This window comes from Janthinobacterium sp. SUN118 (genome assembly GCF_030397695.1).
Classification (GTDB): domain Bacteria; phylum Pseudomonadota; class Gammaproteobacteria; order Burkholderiales; family Burkholderiaceae_D; genus Janthinobacterium.
In genome coordinates, this window is the sequence record NZ_JAPUBV010000005.1 from 131749 (window position 1) to 150583 (window position 18835).

Annotated in this window: 14 protein-coding genes; 9 read left to right on the plus strand and 5 right to left on the minus strand. The window is 63.8% G+C overall.

Features of this window, described 5'->3' with window-relative positions; all coding sequences use genetic code 11:
* Window positions 1-169: 169 nt before the first annotated feature.
* From O0880_RS24570 to O0880_RS24585, 4 genes are all read left to right on the plus strand, one after another.
* Entirely contained in the window at window positions 170-2077 is a 1908-nt protein-coding gene (locus O0880_RS24570) for an ATP-binding protein (RefSeq protein ID WP_289889209.1), read from the plus strand.
* Window positions 2064-3410 carry a sigma-54 dependent transcriptional regulator gene (locus O0880_RS24575; protein ID WP_289889210.1) on the plus strand — a complete coding sequence of 449 codons (1347 nt, stop codon included), beginning with the start codon at window positions 2064-2066 and terminating at the stop codon, window positions 3408-3410. Before O0880_RS24570 ends, O0880_RS24575 begins: the two co-directional genes overlap by 14 nt.
* A gap of 105 nt (window positions 3411-3515) precedes the next feature.
* Complete coding sequence (locus tag O0880_RS24580; RefSeq protein WP_156894902.1) at window positions 3516-3824, plus strand: hypothetical protein; 309 nt, start codon at window positions 3516-3518, stop codon at window positions 3822-3824.
* A 76-nt stretch (window positions 3825-3900) separates the two neighbouring features.
* Entirely contained in the window at window positions 3901-4581 is a 681-nt protein-coding gene (locus O0880_RS24585; protein WP_156894903.1) for a hypothetical protein, read from the plus strand.
* A gap of 260 nt (window positions 4582-4841) precedes the next feature.
* On the opposite strand, the gene pbpC is transcribed toward O0880_RS24585, so the two are convergent.
* Together pbpC and O0880_RS24595 are read right to left on the minus strand one after the other, a co-directional pair.
* Window positions 4842-6926, minus strand: coding sequence for a penicillin-binding protein 1C (gene pbpC / locus O0880_RS24590; RefSeq protein WP_289889359.1), 2085 nt, complete (start codon window positions 6924-6926; stop codon window positions 4842-4844).
* Window positions 6927-6958: 32 nt separating this feature from the next.
* Entirely contained in the window at window positions 6959-12712 is a 5754-nt protein-coding gene (locus tag O0880_RS24595; RefSeq protein WP_289889211.1) for an MG2 domain-containing protein, read from the minus strand.
* 471 nt (window positions 12713-13183) lie between these two features.
* Between O0880_RS24595 and O0880_RS24600 the strand changes: the two genes are divergently transcribed.
* On the plus strand, window positions 13184-14209 hold the full coding sequence (locus tag O0880_RS24600) for an OmpA family protein (protein ID WP_289889212.1): 1026 nt from the start codon (window positions 13184-13186) through the stop codon (window positions 14207-14209).
* Window positions 14210-14284: 75 nt separating this feature from the next.
* Entirely contained in the window at window positions 14285-15232 is a 948-nt protein-coding gene (locus O0880_RS24605) for a YihY/virulence factor BrkB family protein (RefSeq protein ID WP_071324609.1), read from the plus strand.
* A gap of 61 nt (window positions 15233-15293) precedes the next feature.
* Here O0880_RS24605 and O0880_RS24610 read toward each other — a convergent pair whose 3' ends face one another.
* The 3 genes from O0880_RS24610 to O0880_RS24620 form a co-directional block, all read right to left on the minus strand.
* Window positions 15294-16385, minus strand: coding sequence for an AI-2E family transporter (locus O0880_RS24610; RefSeq protein ID WP_071324610.1), 1092 nt, complete (start codon window positions 16383-16385; stop codon window positions 15294-15296).
* A gap of 174 nt (window positions 16386-16559) precedes the next feature.
* Window positions 16560-16871: a BON domain-containing protein gene (locus O0880_RS24615; protein WP_046682432.1), complete on the minus strand. Its 312-nt coding sequence runs from the start codon at window positions 16869-16871 to the stop codon at window positions 16560-16562.
* Between the two features lie 83 nt (window positions 16872-16954).
* Window positions 16955-17548: a hypothetical protein gene (locus O0880_RS24620; protein ID WP_289889213.1), complete on the minus strand. Its 594-nt coding sequence runs from the start codon at window positions 17546-17548 to the stop codon at window positions 16955-16957.
* A gap of 237 nt (window positions 17549-17785) precedes the next feature.
* On the opposite strand from O0880_RS24620, the gene O0880_RS24625 reads away from it, so the two are divergent.
* The 3 genes from O0880_RS24625 to O0880_RS24635 all read left to right on the plus strand — a co-directional run bounded on the left by O0880_RS24625 (window position 17786) and on the right by O0880_RS24635 (window position 18801).
* Window positions 17786-18232: a glycine zipper 2TM domain-containing protein gene (locus O0880_RS24625; protein WP_071324611.1), complete on the plus strand. Its 447-nt coding sequence runs from the start codon at window positions 17786-17788 to the stop codon at window positions 18230-18232.
* 69 nt (window positions 18233-18301) lie between these two features.
* Window positions 18302-18454, plus strand: a complete 153-nt coding sequence (locus O0880_RS24630; RefSeq protein ID WP_071324612.1) for a DUF3309 family protein — start codon at window positions 18302-18304, stop codon at window positions 18452-18454.
* A gap of 44 nt (window positions 18455-18498) precedes the next feature.
* Window positions 18499-18801 carry a hypothetical protein gene (locus O0880_RS24635; RefSeq protein ID WP_289889214.1) on the plus strand — a complete coding sequence of 101 codons (303 nt, stop codon included), beginning with the start codon at window positions 18499-18501 and terminating at the stop codon, window positions 18799-18801.
* The last annotated feature ends 34 nt before the right edge of the window (window positions 18802-18835 follow it).

The window sequence follows — 18835 nt, forward strand, 5'->3', positions numbered from 1 at the left end:
ACGGTTGCGCTTCTCGGCCACCTCGCCCTTCCGCCCGCTACGGTTTGGTCGGACGCCGCAAGTTTGCATGTCGGTCATGCATCGGGATGCATCCATTCGGGCGAATCCCGCCGTACACTACAATACCGCCTTAGCCGCACCCCGCGCTTAACCCGACACACGGAGCACCATGGCATTCGGCAAATGGACCCTGAGACCAGCGCTCGGCCCCCTGCTGGCCGCAGGCTCGCTGGCCGTGCTGACGTGGGCGTCGTATGCCTGGGTCAAGCAGCGCCAGCTCGATGAATTGCACCGCACCCTCGATTCGCGCGCGGAACTGTATGCGGCGTCCATTGGCGGCGCCCTCAACAAATACGAATTCCTGCCCCTGGCCGTGGCGCAAAGCGATGCCGTGGGGCAACTGCTGGAGCAGCCCGACGCCGCCAGGGTGGCGCAGATCAATGCCTACCTGATCGACATGAACCGCCGCGCGGGTGCCTTTGCCGTCTACGTGCTCGACGACAAGGGTACGACCCTGGCATCGAGCAACTGGCAGGAAGCCAGCTCGTATGTGGGCGTCAACTACGGCTTCCGTCCCTATTTCAAGAACGCCATCGCCGGCGGCATCGGCCGCTTCTACGGCATCGGCGCCTCCACCTTCGAGGCCGGCTACTTCATTTCGCAGCCCGTGCAGCGCAACGGACGCATCCTCGGCATCGTCGCCGCCAAGGTCAACCTGGACTGGATCGAACAATCGTGGCGCACGCCGGGCGCGGGCGAGCAGATCTGGGTCAAGGATGCGAATGGCGTGATCATCCTGGCCACCACGCCCGCCTTCAAGTTCAAGACGCTGGCGCCGCTGGCGCCGGCCGCGAAGAACGATATCAGCGCACAGCGCCAATTCCTGCAGGAAAACCTGCCCATCCTGCCGCACCGCGTACAGCGCCAGTTTGCCGATGGCGCCAGCGTCATGACGCTCGAGCGGCCACAGGCGGGCGATACGCCGGCCCTGTCCGGCAGCGCCGACTACCTGGCCGTCAACCGCGCGCTCGGTCCGCTGCAATGGCAGATCACCGTGCTGGCCGAACTCGACCAGGTCAACGCCGCGGCCCGCAATGCGGCCATCGCCGCCGCGCTGGGCTGGGCCCTGCTGCTGCTGGCCCTGATGTATGCGCGCCAGCGCCGGCGCCGCATCGCCGAGCGCCTGAACGCGCAGCAGACGCTGGCGCGCGCCTATGAACAGCTGGAAATCAAGGTCGAACAGCGCACGGCCGACCTCGTGCACGCGAATGGCCGCCTGCAAGCGGAAGTGAGCGAGCGTGAACGGGCTGAGCAGACCCTGCGCTACGCCCAGGCGGAACTGGTGCAAAGCGGCAAGCTGGCCGCCATCGGGCAGATGGCGGCCGGCGTCACGCATGAGCTGAACCAGCCGCTGGCCGCCCTGCAAACGTTTTCCGACAATGCCAAGGTGTTTCTGGCGCGGGGCCGCATCGACGATGCGCTCGACAACCTGTCGACCATTTCCGACCTCGTCAAGCGCCTCGGCTACGTGACGTCGCAGCTGAAGGGCTTTGCCCGGCGCAGCGACGATGCGCGCAAGCCCGTCAGCGTGCGCCAGGCGTTTGCGCAAACCATGCTGCAAATCCGCACGCGCAAGAATTCGCAGCGCCTGACCCTGCATGAAAGCTGGCTTGAGGACGACATCACCGTGCTGTGCAACGCCATCGGCCTGGAACAGGTGTTCAGCAACCTGATCACCAACGCCATGGATGCCGTGCCGGAAAGCGCGCCCGTGCAGATCTGGTTCCAGGTGCGCCGCGAAGGCGCACTGGCCATCATCCATATCACCGATAATGGCCCCGGTATCCCGCTGGCGTCGCTGGACAAGATCTTCGACCCCTTCTATACCACCAAGGAACACGGCCTGGGACTGGGACTGTCGATCAGCGCCGGCATCCTGCGCGCGGCCGGCAGCGCGCTGGCCGTGCGCAACCGCAGCGCCGCGGAAGGGGGCGGCGCGCAATTTACCATCACCCTGAGCTGCGACCCGGGGGAGAACAAGATAGAGACGAAGGAAACAGGGAATGCACGAGAATAATTTTGAGGGCATGCAAGTGCTGCTGGTGGAAGACGATGCCGTCGTGCGCAAGGGCGCCCGGCAATCGCTGGAGCTGGCGGGGCTGCAAGTGACGGCCGTCGCCACGGCCGAGGAAGCGCTGCCCTACCTGGTGCCCGAATTTGCCGGCATTTTATTGAGCGATATCAAGCTGCCCGGCATGGATGGCCTGAAACTGCTCGATATCGCCGTGGCGCAGGATGCCAGCCTGCCCGTCATCCTCGTCACGGGCCACGGCGACGTGTCGATGGCCGTGGGCGCCATGCGCCGTGGCGCGTATGACTTCATCGAAAAACCGTTTTCCGCCGACCTGCTGGTGGAAGTGTGCCGCCGCGCGCTCGATAAACGCCACCTGGTGCTGGAAAACATGAACCTGCGCCGCCAGCTCGAGCAGCGCGTCGGCATCGAGGCGCGCATCGTGGGGCGCAGCGCAGCCATGGCCAAGGTGCGCCAGCTGGTGCTGAACCTGGCGCCGAAATCGGCCGACATCATCATCCTCGGCGAAACGGGCACGGGAAAAGAGCTGATCGCGCGCTGCCTGCACGACTTCAGCGAGCGGCGCGACCACCCGTTCGTGGCGATTAACTGCGGCGCCCTGCCCGAATCGATCTTCGAATCGGAACTGTTCGGCCACGAGGAAGGCGCGTTCACGGGCGCCCAGCGCCAGCGCATCGGCAAGATCGAATACGCGAACGGCGGCACCCTGTTCCTCGATGAAATCGAAAGCATGCCGCTGGCCCTGCAAGTGAAGCTGCTGCGCGTGCTGCAGGAGCGCCAGGTCGAGCGCCTCGGTTCCAACAAATTAATTTCCGTCAATTTCCGCGTGATCGCCGCCGCCAAGGAAGACTTGAATGTGCTGGCCGAGCAGGGCAAGTTCCGCCCCGACCTGTATTACCGCCTGAACGTGGCCAGCCTGGCCCTGCCCGCGCTGCGCAACCGGCGCGAGGATATCCCGCTGCTGTTCGAGTTCTTCGTGCTGCAGGCGGCGCTGCGCTATGGCCAGCCGGCAGCTCTCGTCAGCGGCGAGCTGATCGCGTCCCTGATGGCGCAGCGCTGGGCCGGCAATGTACGCGAGCTGCACAATGTGGCCGACCGTTTCGTGCTGGGCTTGCTCGACGATACCCTGAGTCCGGCCGGCTGCCGCGAAGCATCGCTGGCCGAACAGGTCGACACTTTCGAGATTTCCATCATCGAGGAAGCCTTGCGCCGCCACAATGGCAACGTCATCGACGCGGCCGCCAGCTTGAATATTCCGAAGAAAACCCTGTACGACAAGCTCAAGCGCTTCGATATCTCGACGGAGCAGTTCCGTTGAACTGAAGCAAATAGCCGACACCGCCATGAGGCGGCGTCCTACCCGTGCAGGCGGACAGATGTGTGAGAATGCAAGCTCATACTCTTATTTGCACAGGATACCGCCATGAAAACCGCCGCTCTCTTGCTGGCCGCCACCCTGATGACGGTCGGCGGCGCCTGGGTGCAAGCCCAGTCGACGACGAATCTGAACCAGACGGGCAACCACACCAACAACCGTAACGATCCGGGCCAGCAATCGGACGCATCCGACAAGCTCGACAACAAAGGCAAGCTGGTTCACGACGCCAAGCCCGGCAAAACGCGCACGGACAAGCGCAGCCGGCGCGGCAAGCCCGTGGCCACGCCAGACACTCCGGCAGCCAGCGGACCCGCCACCACGCCGCCAGCGACGCCGACAGTACCGGCCCGCTAAGCCCCGCCTCCAGCGCTGCGCCACATTGCTCCACGGCACGCTATCATCACGCCTTTTCAAGATAGCCAGGATGACAATGAAAGCAGCATGGTGTGGAATGGTGGCGGCCAGCGTATTCGCGGCCGCCAGCGTACAGGCGGCGCCCACGGTGGGCGAATGCATGGAACTGACGACGGGCGTCAAGTTCAGCAAGAACAATGGCGACGCGCAAGTCAACGTCGAAGAAATGTTCGAGGGCAAGAAACTCAAGGGCACGCAGCTGATCCTCGACGGCGGCGCCTTGCTGGCCACGTCCTACCAGGATATCCGCGATGGCCAGGTCTTCCTGACGGGTACGATCCATTACAACGAAGACGGCACCGTGCGCAGCAAGAACGTCTACGCGCCGCAGTCCGCCATCCCCGCCAACATGCGTCGCGGACAGGAAGTGCGCGTACAGTTCACGGACACGCAAACGAACACCCACTATCCGCTGGCCGGCCTGTCCGACAAGATCACGACCTCGACGCGCACGGATCAACGCGATTTCTCGATCACCTTCCTGGGCTGGGAACGCCTGGAACTGGGCGGGCGCCGCTTCCCCGACGCCTGCAAGTTCGAACTGCGCGACGTGGGCGGCAAGAGTAAGGGCAAGAGCGGCGAATACGTCTGGTATGCGCAGGGTTTCGGCGTCATCATGATGGACAAGCTGGACAAGGATGGCGACGTGCAGCCGGCCTACCGCATTGCATTGACGAACATCATCAGCGCGCCATAAGTATTTTTTGACAACACTTCGCCGGAATCGGCACATACACTTCTAGTCAGGAAAGCATGTGCCGATCGAACGTAGTGGTAGTCCATGCGGCCCGTCATGGCGGTCGCCGCCGCTACCACCCTGTTTCTGCTCGACGGCGCACAAGTACCGCACACGAATCCGCGCGCGCGCGGCCGGTCGTTCTGCATCTGGATGGGCTTGTTATGGGGTGCACCGCCAGTGGCGGACAATAAACTGGCCAACAGCACAAGCCACGGTGCCTAATTCAGCTGCGCCAGCGCATTGCCCCGCACCTGGAACGCGACCTTCACCACCGTCTTGCCGTCGCCGTCGACAAGGGCCAGCGCATGCTTGCCCGGCACGGGGCGCCAGCTGACGCTGTCAAGAGCCGCGCCCAAATCCTTGCCGTCAAGCACCCAGCGCATGCCCTGGCTGCCCTGCGCCTGGAAGAACACGCGCTGCAAGGCGGGCGGGATGTCGGGGTCGATGGCGAGGATGCTGTCCTCGGCCGGATACACGATGGCGGGCGGTCTCAGCGTGTCGCCCACGACGGCGATGACGGCGCTTTCCGTTCCCGCGATAAACCATTCGCGGCGCGGCGCTTCCAGCGCGGGCTGGTAGGACACCATCTGCTGCAGCACGCCTGGCGGCGCCTTCGGCGCATGGCTGGGCACGTTCTTGTGCAGATAATCCATGACGTCGCGCCACACGGGCGCGGCGCCCGTCACGCCGGACACGTCCCACATGGGCTTGCCATCAAAATTGCCCACCCAGACGCCCACCGTGTAGCGCTCCGAGTAACCCATGCACCAGTTGTCGCGCATGTCCTTGCTGGTGCCCGTCTTGACGGCGCTCCAGAAATTCGTCCCCAGCTCGTTGCGCAAGCCGAAGGTCATGCTGCGCGCGGCGCGGTCGGCGAGGATGTCGCTGACGATGAAGGCGGCGCCCGGCTCCATCACGCGGCGCCGGTCCCTGCCCGCCTGGCCCGGCTGCAGGCTGGCCGTGCTGTAGCTGCCGCCATTGGCCAGCGCGCGGTAGGCGTTGGCCAGTTCCAGCAAGGTCACCTCGGACGAGCCCAGCGCCAGCGAGGGACCATAGTATTCAGCCGGCTCCGTCAGGCTGGACAGGCCCACGTCCTTGAGGCGGTTGTAAAAGCCGTCCTGCCCCGTCAGCAGCACCGTGCGCACGGCGGGAATGTTCAGGGAACTGGCCAGGCTGGTGCGGGCGCTGACATGGCCCTTGAAATTGCGGTCGTAGTTTTGCGGCGCATACATGCCGGACGCCGTGGCGACGTCGAGCGGCGTGTCGTCCATGACGGACGCCGCCGTCATCAGGCGGCGTTCGATGGCCAGTTCATACAGGAACGGTTTCAGGGTGGAACCGGCCTGGCGCAGGGCCGTCACGCCATCGACGTGGCTGCCGCCCGCATTGCCCACATAGGCGAGGATCTCGCCGCTGCGGTTGTCCAGCACGACGATGGCGCCATCGTTGACATTGCGCTCGCGCAAAGATGCCAGCTGCTGGCGCAGATTATCCTGGGCAAAACGCTGCAGCGGACCGTCGAGCGTACTGCGCACGGAGACGCCCGACTGCTTGAGCAGCTGCTGCGCCACCTGCGGCGCCGGCGCCAGGTCGGCGTACAGGGCCGTGCGCTGCAAGGCCGTCTGCACGCGCTGGCCGATCAGCTGGCAGCTGCTGTCCATGCGCGCTTCCTTGGCCAGCGCGCAGGCACGGCGCGTGACGGTGGCCAGCGGCGCGTTCGGCGCGCGCACGAGGCTGGCCAGGATGATGCCATCCGTCTGGTTCAGGCCCGACGGCGCCTTGCCGAACAGGCTGTACGAAGCGGAGGCGATGCCCTGCAGCTCGCCGCGGAACGACACGAGGTTCAGATACGCCTCGAAAATCTGCGCCTTGCTCCAGCTATCCTCGATGGCTTGCGCCGCGCGCATCTGCTCCCATTTCTGGCGCAGGCTGCGCCCGCCCGCCTGCGCCTGCAGGTCCGCGTCAAGCTGGCCCGCCAGCTGCATGGTGATGGTCGAGGCGCCCCGGGGCTTTTTCGCAAACAGATTGTCCCAGGCGGCCGTGGCCAGCGCCGACAGATCCACGCCGCCATGGCGCATGAAGCGCTGGTCTTCCGCCAGCAGCACGGCCTGCTGCACGGCCGGAGAGATGTCGGCCAGCGGCACCCACGGCAGGCGGCGCGCCTTCATGTCCACGCGCAAGGATTGCAGCGGCGCGCCGCTGCGGTCGAGCAACTGCGCTTCCGAGCTGCGGTAGGCGGCCTGCACCTGGCCCGGCGTCAATACCGCTTGAGCGAGCACGGGGCCGGACAAAACGCAGCCCATGACAAGGATCAAACGCTTCACAGTCTTACCTTTCACTGCCCCACCTGCACATTCGCATTTGGCGACTCGCCAAACATCTCGGGCGAATACATGGCTTCGATGCGCGTGGCCGGCAGGCTGAAGTCGCCCGCATTGTTCAGGCGCACCGTGTATTCCACGCTCCAGTTGCCCTTCGGCACGAAGGCGTAGTACGCGCGGAAGGCGTCGAAAGCCCGTTCCTCGAACGTGGGCCAGACCCAGCCCGTGGATTTTTCGCCGGCCGTCAGCAGCTGCGAATCGCGGCCCAGGCCATTGCCCAGCACCGTGGCGCTGGCCGGGATCGGGTCGTCGACCACCACCCAGCTCATGTCCGCCTGCGCCGACAAGTCGAGGCGCACGCGGTAGACGTCGCCGCGCGACCATGCGCCCGCCGTCTTCTGTTCCACGGGCGTAATGGTTTTCCTGATCGTGTAGCCGCTGGAGACGGGCGCCTTGAGCGGGATGGCGGCCAGGCTTTGCACGGTGGCCCACGGTTTGCCCGTGCCGCTGTGCGCCAGGCCCAGGGTGTCCATGCCTTTCGGCCACGCCTGCAGCACGGGGCCCACTTTCGCCGCGCCATTCCACACGAGCGCTTGCGTATCGCCGCCCAGCTTCACGGCGCTGGCGCCCGTCACGGGCGTCGCTTCGAACTTGGCGGAGAACTTGGCGATGGCCAGCGTGCCCCAGGCATTCGCCACCGTCGTATCCCAGCGGCCCTTCTTCTGGCGGCCCATGCTACCGCGCACGAGGCGGCCGATGTCGTCCTTCCACGCCGGGTCGTCAAGCACGGCCAGCAGCAGGCGATTGGCGTTGACGTCGCCGGACACCATCAGCCACCACCAGTTATCCTTGCGTTCGGTGGAAAAGCCCATGGTCGTGCCCTGGAAGTTCAGGCGCGAGCGCAGGATCTGCTGCGCCTCGGCCAGTTGCGCATCGCGGCGCGCCAGGCCTGGCGTGCGTTGCAGCAGCAAGCTCCAGTCGATGACGGCGGACGTCGGCCACAGGTTCGGGTTGATGCTGATGCTTTCCAGCGCATCGGGCGGCACCTTGTTCGACCGCGACAGCGCTTCCAGCGCCGCCAGCTTGCGCACGGCCAAGTCGGTCGTGGCCAGCGCGGAACGGCGCACGATGCGGCCCTGCACGAAGGCCGTCAAGGCTTCTTCCATGCGGTTCTTCGTCTGCTCGGGAATCGCATAGCCGGCTTCCGCAGTTGCCGACAGCACATACGCCGTCAGGCTGTCGCTGCCCTGGTCCATGATGGGGAAGTATTTCAGCATGCCGTCGCCATCGAGGTAGGCGGGCAGACTGGCGGCCAGCCTGTTCCACGCCTCCTGGTCTTGCAGGGCGATGGCTTTCGACGTGTTTTGCTCGAAGCAGGTGTATGGATACGCGGCCATGTATTCGCGCACGCCGGGCAGCTCGCCGCCCAGCCTGGCCGCAAAGCTGGTCTGGATGCCGCCACGGCCCGGCAAGGCACCGGCCGGCATCTGCACGGACATATTGATGGGCTTCTCGATCTGCAGCAAGGTGGCCTGGTAGGTGCGCACGGGCGTGGCCTGGCCCACCTTTTGCGTGATTTTCAGCTTGTCCGTGTGGCTGCCCGCCTTGGCATTGATATCCCACACGACCGTTTGCGCGCCGAGCGGCACCTGGTAATCCCAGCCCGTCTCGCGCGCTTCGCCGGCCACCAGGGTCAGGTTCTGGCGCGGCAGCGCCTTGCCCGCCGCCGTGGCATTCAATTCCACGCTCAGCGAGGCAGCCGAGGTGTTGCGGACCGTAAAGCCGGCACGCAGCTGGTCGCCTTCGCGCACGAGGGTCGGCAAGCCCGACATCAGGATCAGGTCTTGCGAACTGCGGATGTCCGTGCTGCCCGTGCCAAACAATTCCTTGCCGGCGCTGGCGACGGCGACGATGCGGAACGCCGTCAGCGAGTCGTTCAGCGGTACTTGCACCGTGGCTTCGCCCTTGGCGTCGAGCTTGACGGTGCCCTTCCAGAACAGCAGGGTATCGAACAGTTCGCGGCTGGCGCCCTTGCCGCCGCCACCGCCGGCCGGAAATGCCTTGCGGCCGAAGTGGCGCTTGCCGATCACCTGCATCTGCGCCGTCGCCGTTTCCACCTGCAGGCTGCGCTGCGCCATCATGGTATCGAGCAATTTCCAGCTATCGTTGGGCATCAGTTCCAGCAAGCCCGTATCGACGGCCGCCAGCGCTACTTCGGCGCCGGCCGGCAACGGCTTGCCGTCGGCGCGGCGCACGCGCACGGACACTTCCGCCTTGTCGCGCGTCTGGTAGACCTCCTTGTCGGATACCACCATCACGTTCAGTTCATGCGCCTGCCACCCCACGTTGAGCGGCGCGATACCCATCTTGTAGGCCGGCTTGCCCAGGTCGACCAGGGCCGTCGGCTGCACGCCATCGACACGCCCGCGCACGACAAACACGGACACGTATACATTCGGCGCGTAATTGGGTTTGACCGGGATAGCCACCACCGGTTCCCGGCCATTGAGCTGGCGCACATAGGTGTCGAGGATGCCTTCGCGCTCGACCGTGATCAGGGCCGTGCCCGAGCGGAACGGCATGCGCACCTGCAAGCTCGCTTCCTGGCCAGGCTCATAGCGTTTCTTTTCAGGCAAGACGTCGATGCGGTCATTGTCGCTGGCGTTGAACCACCAGTCGCCGCTGCCGGCCACCCAGGTTTCGCGGTTGGCGACGGCCGTGTTGCCGGCGCCATCCTGCGTGCTGGCGCGCAGAATCAGGTTGCCGCTGGCGGGCGCCCTGACGTCGCAGATCAGCAGACCCTTGCCATCCGTCCTGCCATTGCAGGCCGGGCCCAGCTTGACCACTTCGCTGCTGTTTTCATACGCATAGAAGCCGCCGATCAAACGCCGGCGGTGCGAATAGCTGTTGCGCTGGAAGAAATCGACGGCGACGGCCGCATTCGCCACGGGCTTGCCCGCGGTCGACAGCACGGCCACCGTGAACTTGAATTTGTCCTTGCTCAAGGCCCACGCGTCGGGCTTGATGCCGATCACATAGTTTGACGGCCACAGCGGCACGCGCGTGGCGACGGACGCCGTCTCGCCATTCGCATCCTGGAAAGCCATTTCCGCCACCAGGTCGCGCGGCGTGGGCAGCTGCGGCAACTGGTCGATGACGATGCGCGCGCCACCCGCCTTGTCCAGGTTCAGGCTTTGCGTGCGCGCAGCCGCCGCACCGGCGCCGGCACGCCCGCCATTGCCTTCATCCTGCCATTCGCCTTCGTCGTCGTCATAACCGGTGCCCTGCTTGACGAGGCCTTCCTTCACGTCGCCATTGCTGAAGCTGTAGTCGGGATAATCGGCAAAGGAAACGCTCTTGTCCTGCAGTACCGTGCGCAGCTTGACGGGCGCGTTGGTGGCGGCGCCGCCGGCCAGATACGTGATTTGCGCATCGAGGGCCAGCTGCTTCGCCTGCACGGCCGGCGCCTTCGGCCCCTGCAGCACGGCTTTCATGGTCGGCACGCGGAATGCCTCGACGCGGAAACTGCCGGAGGGCCGGCCCGCCATCGTCACGCTGTATTCGCCCTGCTTGGCGTCGGCGGGAATCACCCAGTCGCTTTCCGCCGTGCCGCTGGCGGACCAGCGCAACGGCAGCTGGTAGTTCTGGTCGCTGCCCTGGTGCGTGATGACGACGGAGGTGGCGCTGCCGGGACCGTTGTTCTTGTCGACCAGGCCGATGCCCTGGCCCGTGTGCTTGCGGATGAAATGCTTCATGTGCACGGTTTCGCCGGCACGCAGCAGGGTGCGGTCGAATACGGTTGCCAGCAGGGTGTTGTCGGCGCGCGTATCGTCCGTCGGCAAATTGAAACGCCAGGCTTCGATGCCGCCCACCCAGTCCGACAGGGTAAACGTCATGTCGCCGCCGCTGCGCGCACTGATAAAGTAGCGGCCATTATTCTTGCAGCTGGAATTGGCCAGCTCGCCGGCTATCTGCGCCACGCCGTCCGCCCCCGTGGCGCCTTGCCACAGCAGCTTGCCGGCGCAGTCGCGCACGGCCACTTGCGCCTTGGCAACGGGGGCGCCCTTGTCGAGCGACGTCACCCACACCAGCGACGATTGCGCGCCATGCTTGAAGTGGGCCGCCAGATTCGTCACCAGCGCGGCCGTGCGGATATACGCGGTGGTCGGCTTGCCCAGCAGCACTTTGCCGAGGATGGGGCTGGCCAGCTCGACCACGTAAAAACCGGGCTTCTGCAAGGGGATGCCGATCACTTCAAACGTCTTCCTGCCATCGGGACGCGGCAGGCTGAGGGGTCGCGTGCCGGCCGCATCCGCCAGCACGGATTTGCTCATGTTGCCCGCATATTGCGCGTACGGCTGCCAGTATTCGCCCGCGTCGCCATTGCCGGCCAGGCGCTGCATCCACTCGATGATGAACTTGTCGTCATTGTCGGGCACGCGCAAGGTGGCGCCCGTGGCAGCCTGCGCCGATGCTGATTCCCTGGCGATTTCCTTGCCAGTGAGCACAGGCTCGATATTGCGCACCGTCACGGGCAGCAAGCCGTCGCCCTTGGCTTCGATGATGCCGAACGGGGCCGGGAATTTCAGCAGCGGCGGCTGTTCGCCCGTGCGCACCGTCATGGGAAAGCGCGCGCGGTTGAGCAAGGCGCGGCCGGCGTCATCCGTCAGCTTCGGCGGCAAGTTCAGGATGAAGCTCGCTTGCACGGGAAATGGCCCGTTGAAGGTGGCGCCGTTCAGGAATTCCGCCTTTTCTTCCTCTTTCGCGAGCGTCGGCGCATACGTCTTGCCGCCTCCCGTCAAGGTCATGGCGCGCACCAGCGACGCTTTCACGGGCGCGGAAAACTGCACGCGCATGGGCAGGAACGGGATGCACTGCTCCTTCGGGTTGCTGCGTTCGCAGCTGAACTTGGCCGTGAAGTCGGGCCGCGTGCGGAAGTTCAGGCTTTGCGCCTTCTCCGTGGCGATGCCGCTGGCGCTGGCGATGCCCTCGCCCCACACCAGCGACACCTTGGCGCTGGCGGGGAAGCTGCGCTTGCATTGCAGCACGGTGACGGGCAGCGGCGGCGCGCCCTTGCTGGCCACGGGCATGCCCACTTTCCACACCGTCCCCCGCTTCTTGAAATACACGGTCAGGTAGCGATCGAGGAAGCTTTTGCGCAGGGTCAATACCTGTTCCAGTTCCTTGCCCTTGAGCAGCCGCACGGGAATCTTTTCATTGATGCCATCGGCGCGGCAATATGCGTTCGCGGCGACGCTGGCCTCGTCCGGCGCGGCGTCCAGGCCCAGCACGAAGATCTGGTTTTCATCGATATACGGCTGGCCGTCATACGGTACGGCCTCGACGATGGCTGGCCCGCCCGTGGAAAAGCGGTAGGCCGCCGTTCCCTGCAAGGGCTTGCCCTGCAAATCCTGCAGACCTGGTTTCAAGGTAAACCGGCAAGCCACGCCGGCTGGCAAGTCGCGCTCGAAATCGTAATTCCAGTTGCGCTCGTCAGCCCAGCGTCCCGCGCCCGCCACGACGGCAGGCTCGGCCTTGCCGCAATCGATGGCGAACGGCGCGGGCAAGCCCATGTCGCCGAACGGCACCATCGGCGTGGCGAACTGGGCCCGCACCTGGCGCACGGCCTTGACCGTGCCGCTCGGTGAAAACAGCGTCACGCCGCCATCGGCCCAGGCCGGCATAGGCGTGCCCAGCGAGAGCAACAGACAGAGGGCGGCGATATTGCCAGGCAAGCGGAACGAAAGCGGGGGAATGGCCTTAGGCACGAGTGACTCCTTGATGAAAAGTGGCGGAGCTGGCTGCGGCACGCAAAAGTTGCCCAAGAGAAGCCCAGGAAAACAACAGAACGCGGCAGGAATACAACATCAATGTAATATTAGTTATCAAGCTCATCATTGTTGCTAATATACAGTGGCATGCTGGTAACAAGTCGTACGATTGCCTCTTGCGCCAAGGTCAGGGATTGACGATTTATTACGAAAATCCCCCGAGGCAAATTAGTTTTTTTCAACATCAGAGTATTTGTCGTGAATCTGCAACACCATTGATATACAACAATGCTTTGTGCGCCAACGCACCGACCGCTTGAACCTGGAACCGTATTCTCTAGTCCAACAGCAGTGCATTTATCGCAAGAAGGACGCACCTGGAATTGTTGTCCGTTAGCAATAGCATGTCTAGCATGATGTCGCATTGATGCCGTAGAGAAAATCTCTTATCAACGTTGGGAGTTACTTGTGAATAATCTAAAAAAAATCGCCGTTGCCGCCGCAGTACTGTGCTCCGCCCTCGGCGCACAGGCCCAGGAAATCAATCCCTCCTGGTATATTCAACCTAGTCTCAACGCACTCAAGCCAGATTCCGACTTCGCCACCGACAAAACAGGTTATGGCGCAGGCTTGCGCTTTGGTAAGCCTGTTTCCCAGGACTGGGATATCCAGCTGGGCACCACGTATGCCCGTTCCAAGGATGGCAGCCAGCGCTACCAGCAAAACACGCTGGGCGTAGACGGCCTGTACCTGTTCTCGCGCAAGGCCTTCCGCCCCTTCCTGCTGGTCGGTGCCGGTATGCAACGCGACAAGGACACCAGCCTCGCCTTCGGTGAACGCACCAAGAGCTCGCCGTACGCCAGCGTGGGCCTGGGCTTCCAGTCCAGCATCACCGAGCAGCTGTCGCTCCAGGCTGACGTGCGCAATGTGCACGGTTTCCTGCGCGGCAATACCTTCGACCCGAGCAGCAAGTCCAACAACTACTACGTCACCGTGGGCCTGAACTACGCGTTCGACAAACCGCCTGCACCGCCAGCACCGCCGCCACCGCCGCCAGTGCGTGAAGAGGTCGTCGTCGTCGTGCCGCCACCACCGCCGCCACCGCCGCCACGCTTTGAAAAAGTGACGATGTCGGCCACGGAACTGTTCGCGTTCGACAGCGCCAAGCTCGGCCCGACACAGACCAAGCTCGACGAAATCGCCCGCGTGCTCAACGCTGCACCGGACGTCAACAACGTCGTCATCAGTGGTTATGCCGACCGCATCGGTTCGCCCAAGTACAACCTGAAACTGTCGCAGCAACGTGCTGATGCAGTCAAAGAGTACCTGGTCGCCCACGGCGTGGCCGCCAACCGCCTGACGGCCGAAGGCAAGGGCTCGACCAATCCGGTCGTCACGTGCGATAACAAGAAACGTGCCGACCTGATCAAGTGCCTGGAACCTAACCGCCGCGTTGAAGTGGAACAAATCACCATCGAACGCCGCGTACAGTAAGCATTACCAGTGGCACGCCACTAGTTACTAGTTAAAAAAAGGGGCTGCGGCCCCTTTTTTTCATTGAAAGCCACCATGAATTTCACTACCCGCTATCCGAAACTGGCCAGCCTGGCGCCACTCAGCAAGCAGATGCGCAGCGTCATCGTCTGTTCCGTCACCGAATGGCTGGAACATCGCGCCTCGAGCAAGGGCGCCGCCCTCGCCTACTACACGCTGTTTTCCATCGCCCCCATCCTCGTGCTGGTGATCGCCATCGCCGGCTTCTTCTATGGCCCGGCCGCCGCGCGCGGCGAACTGATGGGACAATTGCAGGGCTTGCTGGGCACGCAGGGCGCCGAAGCCATCCAGCTGGTGCTGGCCGGCGCGAAGAACCATGAACAGGGCCGCATCGCCACCCTCATCGCCAGCGCCCTGCTGCTGTTTGGCGCCACCAGCGTGTTTGCCGAACTGAAGGCGAGCCTCGATGAAATCTGGCAAGTCCCCCCCCTGAAGGAAGCGGGCGCCTGGGACATGGTGCGCACGCGCCTGCTGTCGTTCGGCCTCGTGCTGGTGCTGGCCTTCCTGCTGATGGTATCGCTGGTGGTGAACGCCGCCATGGCCATCCTCGCCAATTTCTGGGAAGGCGTGTGGAAGGACACGGCCGTGCTGTTTACCATCCTGTCGAACCTGATCGGCTTTGCCGTCATCGCCAGCCTGTTTGCCGTCATCTACAAGATGCTGCCGCGCGTGCGCCTGTCCTGGCGCGACGTGCTGATCGGCGCCATCGGCACGGCTTTCATGTTTTCTTTGGGAAAATACGCGATCGGCGTGTATATCGGCAATAGCGGCGTGGCCAGCAGCTATGGCGCGGCCGGTTCGCTGGTGGCCCTGCTGCTGTGGGTATATTACTCGGCGCAAATCTTCTTCCTCGGCGCCGAATTCACGCGCCAGTTCGCCCTGCAGCTGGGCAGCATGAAGGACATGCCGAAGACGGCGGACGGCGATGTGCAAGTGAAGATATTGAAACGCCACCAGTCCTGAGTTCCTGCTCCGCATGCAACAACGGCGCCCGCGGGCGCCGTTTTCTTTGCGTTGCCGCAAGCTACTCGCCCAGCAGCTCGGCCACCACTTCCATGCCCTGCACGCGCTCGGCGACGACTTTCACGATGACGATGATGGGCACGCCCAGCAGCAAGCCCCAGACGCCCCACAGCCAGCCCCAGAACAGCAGGCTGATGAAGACGGCCGTGGGATTCATGCGCGCGATGCGGCCCGTCATCCAGGTGGTGACGAAGGTGCCGACGAGGGTGGCGATGGCCATGGAGGTGCCCGTCACCAGCAAGACCATTTCCAGCGATTCGAACTGCAGGAAAGCCACCAGTCCCGTGGCGATGGTGATCAGGAGCGGGCCGAAATACGGCATGATGTGCAGCAAGCCGGCCACGATGGCCCAGGCGCCCGCGTTTTCCAGGCCGATCATGCGCAGGGCGATCCACATCAGCAGCGCCAGCAAGCCGTTGGTGACCAGCAACATGAACATATAGTTCTGGATCGAGGTATTGATGTCTTCCAGGATATGCACGGTGACCTTCTTGCGGCTCAGCGACGGTCCCGTCAGCTTGACGAGCTTGCGCTTGAAGGTATCGCCCGACAGCAGCAGGAAGAAGACGAGGAAGATTACCATGGTGGCCTGGCTGAGGAAACCCACGAGGCCCAGCGAACCGGCCCAGACCCAGTCCATGATCTTGAAGTTCGGCGCCTCGGCTGCGGCCGCGCGGCGGTTGTTGCGGCGCGTCTCGGCGCCGGCGGCCACCTGTTCGATTTCATTGGCCACGGCCTGCATCTTCTGGAAGGTGCTGTTCTTGCCGCCCGTACTGGCGGCGATCAGGCGCGACAGCTTGTGCGTGGCGGCGGGCAACTCTTCGACGATGGACTCGAATTCGCCCTGCACCCGCTCGACGACGACGAGCGAGCCGAACAGGATCAGGGCCGTCACGGCCGTGGCGCCGATGGCGCGCGGCACGCGCAATTTTTCCAGCCAGGCGACGACGGGATTGAGGGTATAGGCAATGAAGATGCCAAAAATGACGGGAATGAGGAATTTCTGCGCCCATTGCAGCGCATAGATGAAGCTGACGGTGGCGATGATACCCAGCGCCAGGCCGCGCGCATTGACATGCAGCGGCAGGCGCAAGGTGGGATCCGCCTCCGCGGGCGCACTCGGTGAGGGCGCCACGGCGTCGCTCGATGCCAGCTCTACCGGCTCGGGCGGGATATCTGAAGGCTGGGTATGCATGAGAATCCCGCTACGGTCGGTGGAGGGCCACAGCGCCAGCCCATGGGCCGGACGCTGCGGCAGGTCGTGCCATTACTTGACGCGGATATCGTTTTTCACCGATTTCACGCCTTTGACGCCGCGGGCGACTTCGCCAGCCTTGGCGGCATCCGACGGCTGGGCCACGAAGCCGCTCAGCTGAACCACGCCCTTGAAGGTTTCAACGTTGATTTCTGTCGATTTCAGGGTCGGCTCATTGAAGATGCTGGCCTTGACTTTGGTGGTGATCGCAGCGTCGTCGATGTATTCGCCCGTGCCTTCTTTGGTCGGGGTGGAAGCGCAACCTGCCACAGCGAACAGGGAAGCGACGAAGAGGCCAGTAGCGATAGATTTAGTGAATTTCATGGTTTTTTCCTTAGGAGTGGTCAATCAACGTGCTCACAATGAGCTTCTTATACCAGTCTGGTGACGGCGCGCCGAGTCGGCGTTCAATAGCCAAACTGGTTTTTTGCAGCCTTGACACAGTCGTCTTTGGCTGCGCCGGCTAATGCATCGCATTTTTCTGCTGCGACCTTGTACTCGGCTTTTCTTTTTGCTTCACGCGCATCGCTGCGCGCTTCGATGACTTTCTTGTCCGCCTTGGCATCGGCCAGGGCCGCCACCTTGGTGGACTTGGCCAGCTTGACGCAGACATCCTTGTCGTTGCCCGTCAGCGCATTGCAGCGCGCCAGGTCGACGTCGTAGTTGGCATCGGCAATCTTGATGCGCGCCTTGGTGTAGGCACGCAGGGTATTCGTGTATTGCGCCTGAGCCACCGCTTCATCGTAGGCGCGTACGGCCTTCGCTTCGGCGATGCAGACATCCTTCGGGTTGCCCGTGATCTTGTCGCATTCGGCGTGCGCCTGCTTATAGTTCAGGGCTGCCTGTTCATTGGCCGCCTTGTAGGCCGCCTTCGCTTCCGGGGTGGCCGCCATGGCCTGGCCGCCCCATGCCACACAAGCCAGACCGATGACGATGGCGGCGTAGCGTTTATGGTTCTGCATCTTCTTGTTCATCTGCTGCTCCCTGGTGGTGACAAGCATGTCTGCTTGGCATGACTACCGTTTTACGTGGATAGTCGCCACTCTTCTGTACGCTGCCGTACACAAGCAATTTATTTTGAAACAAGCAGGCCAGTAAGGAGAAATAACAACGTTTCTGCGGAAATCGGGCGCCGGCGTGACCGTCCACACGCCAATAAGTGCGTGCGGCAGCGTACAGACCGGGCATGGGGCCGTGGCTAAGATGGCGCTACACCCTCACCACGTCAGGAGAATAAAATGAAAACCAACGCCACCTTGGCTGCACTGATGCTCGCCGCCACCGCTGTTCTCAGCGGTTGCGCCAACACCGGACCATCGCAGTCGCAGTATTACCCGGCCAATCAGCCTGAGTCCGCCAGTTACGGCACCGTCGATTCCATCCAGCTGGTGCAGGGCGGTGGACAAACCAGCGGCGCCGGCGCCGTGGTCGGCGGCATCGCCGGCGCCCTGCTGGGCAACACCATCGGTTCGGGCGGCGGCCGCACGGCGGCCACCGTGGCGGGCGCCGTTGCCGGCGGCGTCGTCGGCAACCAGGTGGAGGGACGCCGCCAGCAAGCGCAGAACTACCAGATCAGCGTGCGCCTGGACAACGGCGAATACCGCACGGTGGTGCAGGACAGCGCCCAGGACTTGCGCCCAGGCAGCCGCGTGCGCGTCGTCGACGGCCGCGTCTACCGCTATTGATCATTCGGCGCGGCGGGTACGCCAGCCCGCGCCCCAGCTGCACCACATGCAAGACTACAAGGAGATACCATGGGCACCATCATTCTGGTCATTTTGATCCTGGCCCTGGTCGGCGTCCTGCCCACCTGGCCGCACAGCCGCAACTGGGGCTACGGCCCCAGCGGAATCGCCGGCCTCGTCGTTGTGATACTGATCCTGCTGCTACTCACGGGCAGGCTGTAAAAAGAGGCGCTACGGCGCCTTTTTTATTTCAAGGAGGAAATATCATGACTATCCACACCACATTCCTGGCCGCCGTGCTGGCCTGCAGCCTGTCGCCATTCGCGCTGGCACAGACGGCCAGCCCGCAACCGGGCGACCCGGCCCGCTGGTACCAGGAAGACAGCACGGCCCAGGCCCAGCTGCGCACCTTGCGCAAGGAAATCGCCGCAGCCCTGGCCGAAGCCAAAAAAGCCTGTCGCCTGGAACCGTCCGCCACGCGCACCGCCTGCCTGAAGGACGCACAGGACACTTACCGGCAGGACATGGCCAACGCGGAAAAACTGCGCGTAGCGGCCCATCCGCAGTGAGGGGCTGTTGCGACACTGGACAAGATTGCAACGC

What these genes read in the sequence shown, in the direction of transcription:
- O0880_RS24570 (WP_289889209.1), top strand. Translation starts at nt 170, where the DNA reads ATGGCATTCGGCAAATGGACCCTGAGACCAGCGCTCGGCCCCCTGCTG.
- O0880_RS24575 (WP_289889210.1), top strand. Translation starts at nt 2,064, where the DNA reads ATGCACGAGAATAATTTTGAGGGCATGCAAGTGCTGCTGGTGGAAGAC.
- O0880_RS24580 (WP_156894902.1), top strand. Translation starts at nt 3,516, where the DNA reads ATGAAAACCGCCGCTCTCTTGCTGGCCGCCACCCTGATGACGGTCGGC.
- O0880_RS24585 (WP_156894903.1), top strand. Translation starts at nt 3,901, where the DNA reads ATGAAAGCAGCATGGTGTGGAATGGTGGCGGCCAGCGTATTCGCGGCC.
- pbpC (WP_289889359.1), bottom strand. Translation starts at nt 6,926, where the DNA reads ATGGGCTGCGTTTTGTCCGGCCCCGTGCTCGCTCAAGCGGTATTGACG.
- O0880_RS24605 (WP_071324609.1), top strand. Translation starts at nt 14,285, where the DNA reads ATGAATTTCACTACCCGCTATCCGAAACTGGCCAGCCTGGCGCCACTC.
- O0880_RS24615 (WP_046682432.1), bottom strand. Translation starts at nt 16,871, where the DNA reads ATGAAATTCACTAAATCTATCGCTACTGGCCTCTTCGTCGCTTCCCTG.
- O0880_RS24620 (WP_289889213.1), bottom strand. Translation starts at nt 17,548, where the DNA reads ATGCTTGTCACCACCAGGGAGCAGCAGATGAACAAGAAGATGCAGAAC.
- O0880_RS24625 (WP_071324611.1), top strand. Translation starts at nt 17,786, where the DNA reads ATGAAAACCAACGCCACCTTGGCTGCACTGATGCTCGCCGCCACCGCT.
- O0880_RS24630 (WP_071324612.1), top strand. Translation starts at nt 18,302, where the DNA reads ATGGGCACCATCATTCTGGTCATTTTGATCCTGGCCCTGGTCGGCGTC.
- O0880_RS24635 (WP_289889214.1), top strand. Translation starts at nt 18,499, where the DNA reads ATGACTATCCACACCACATTCCTGGCCGCCGTGCTGGCCTGCAGCCTG.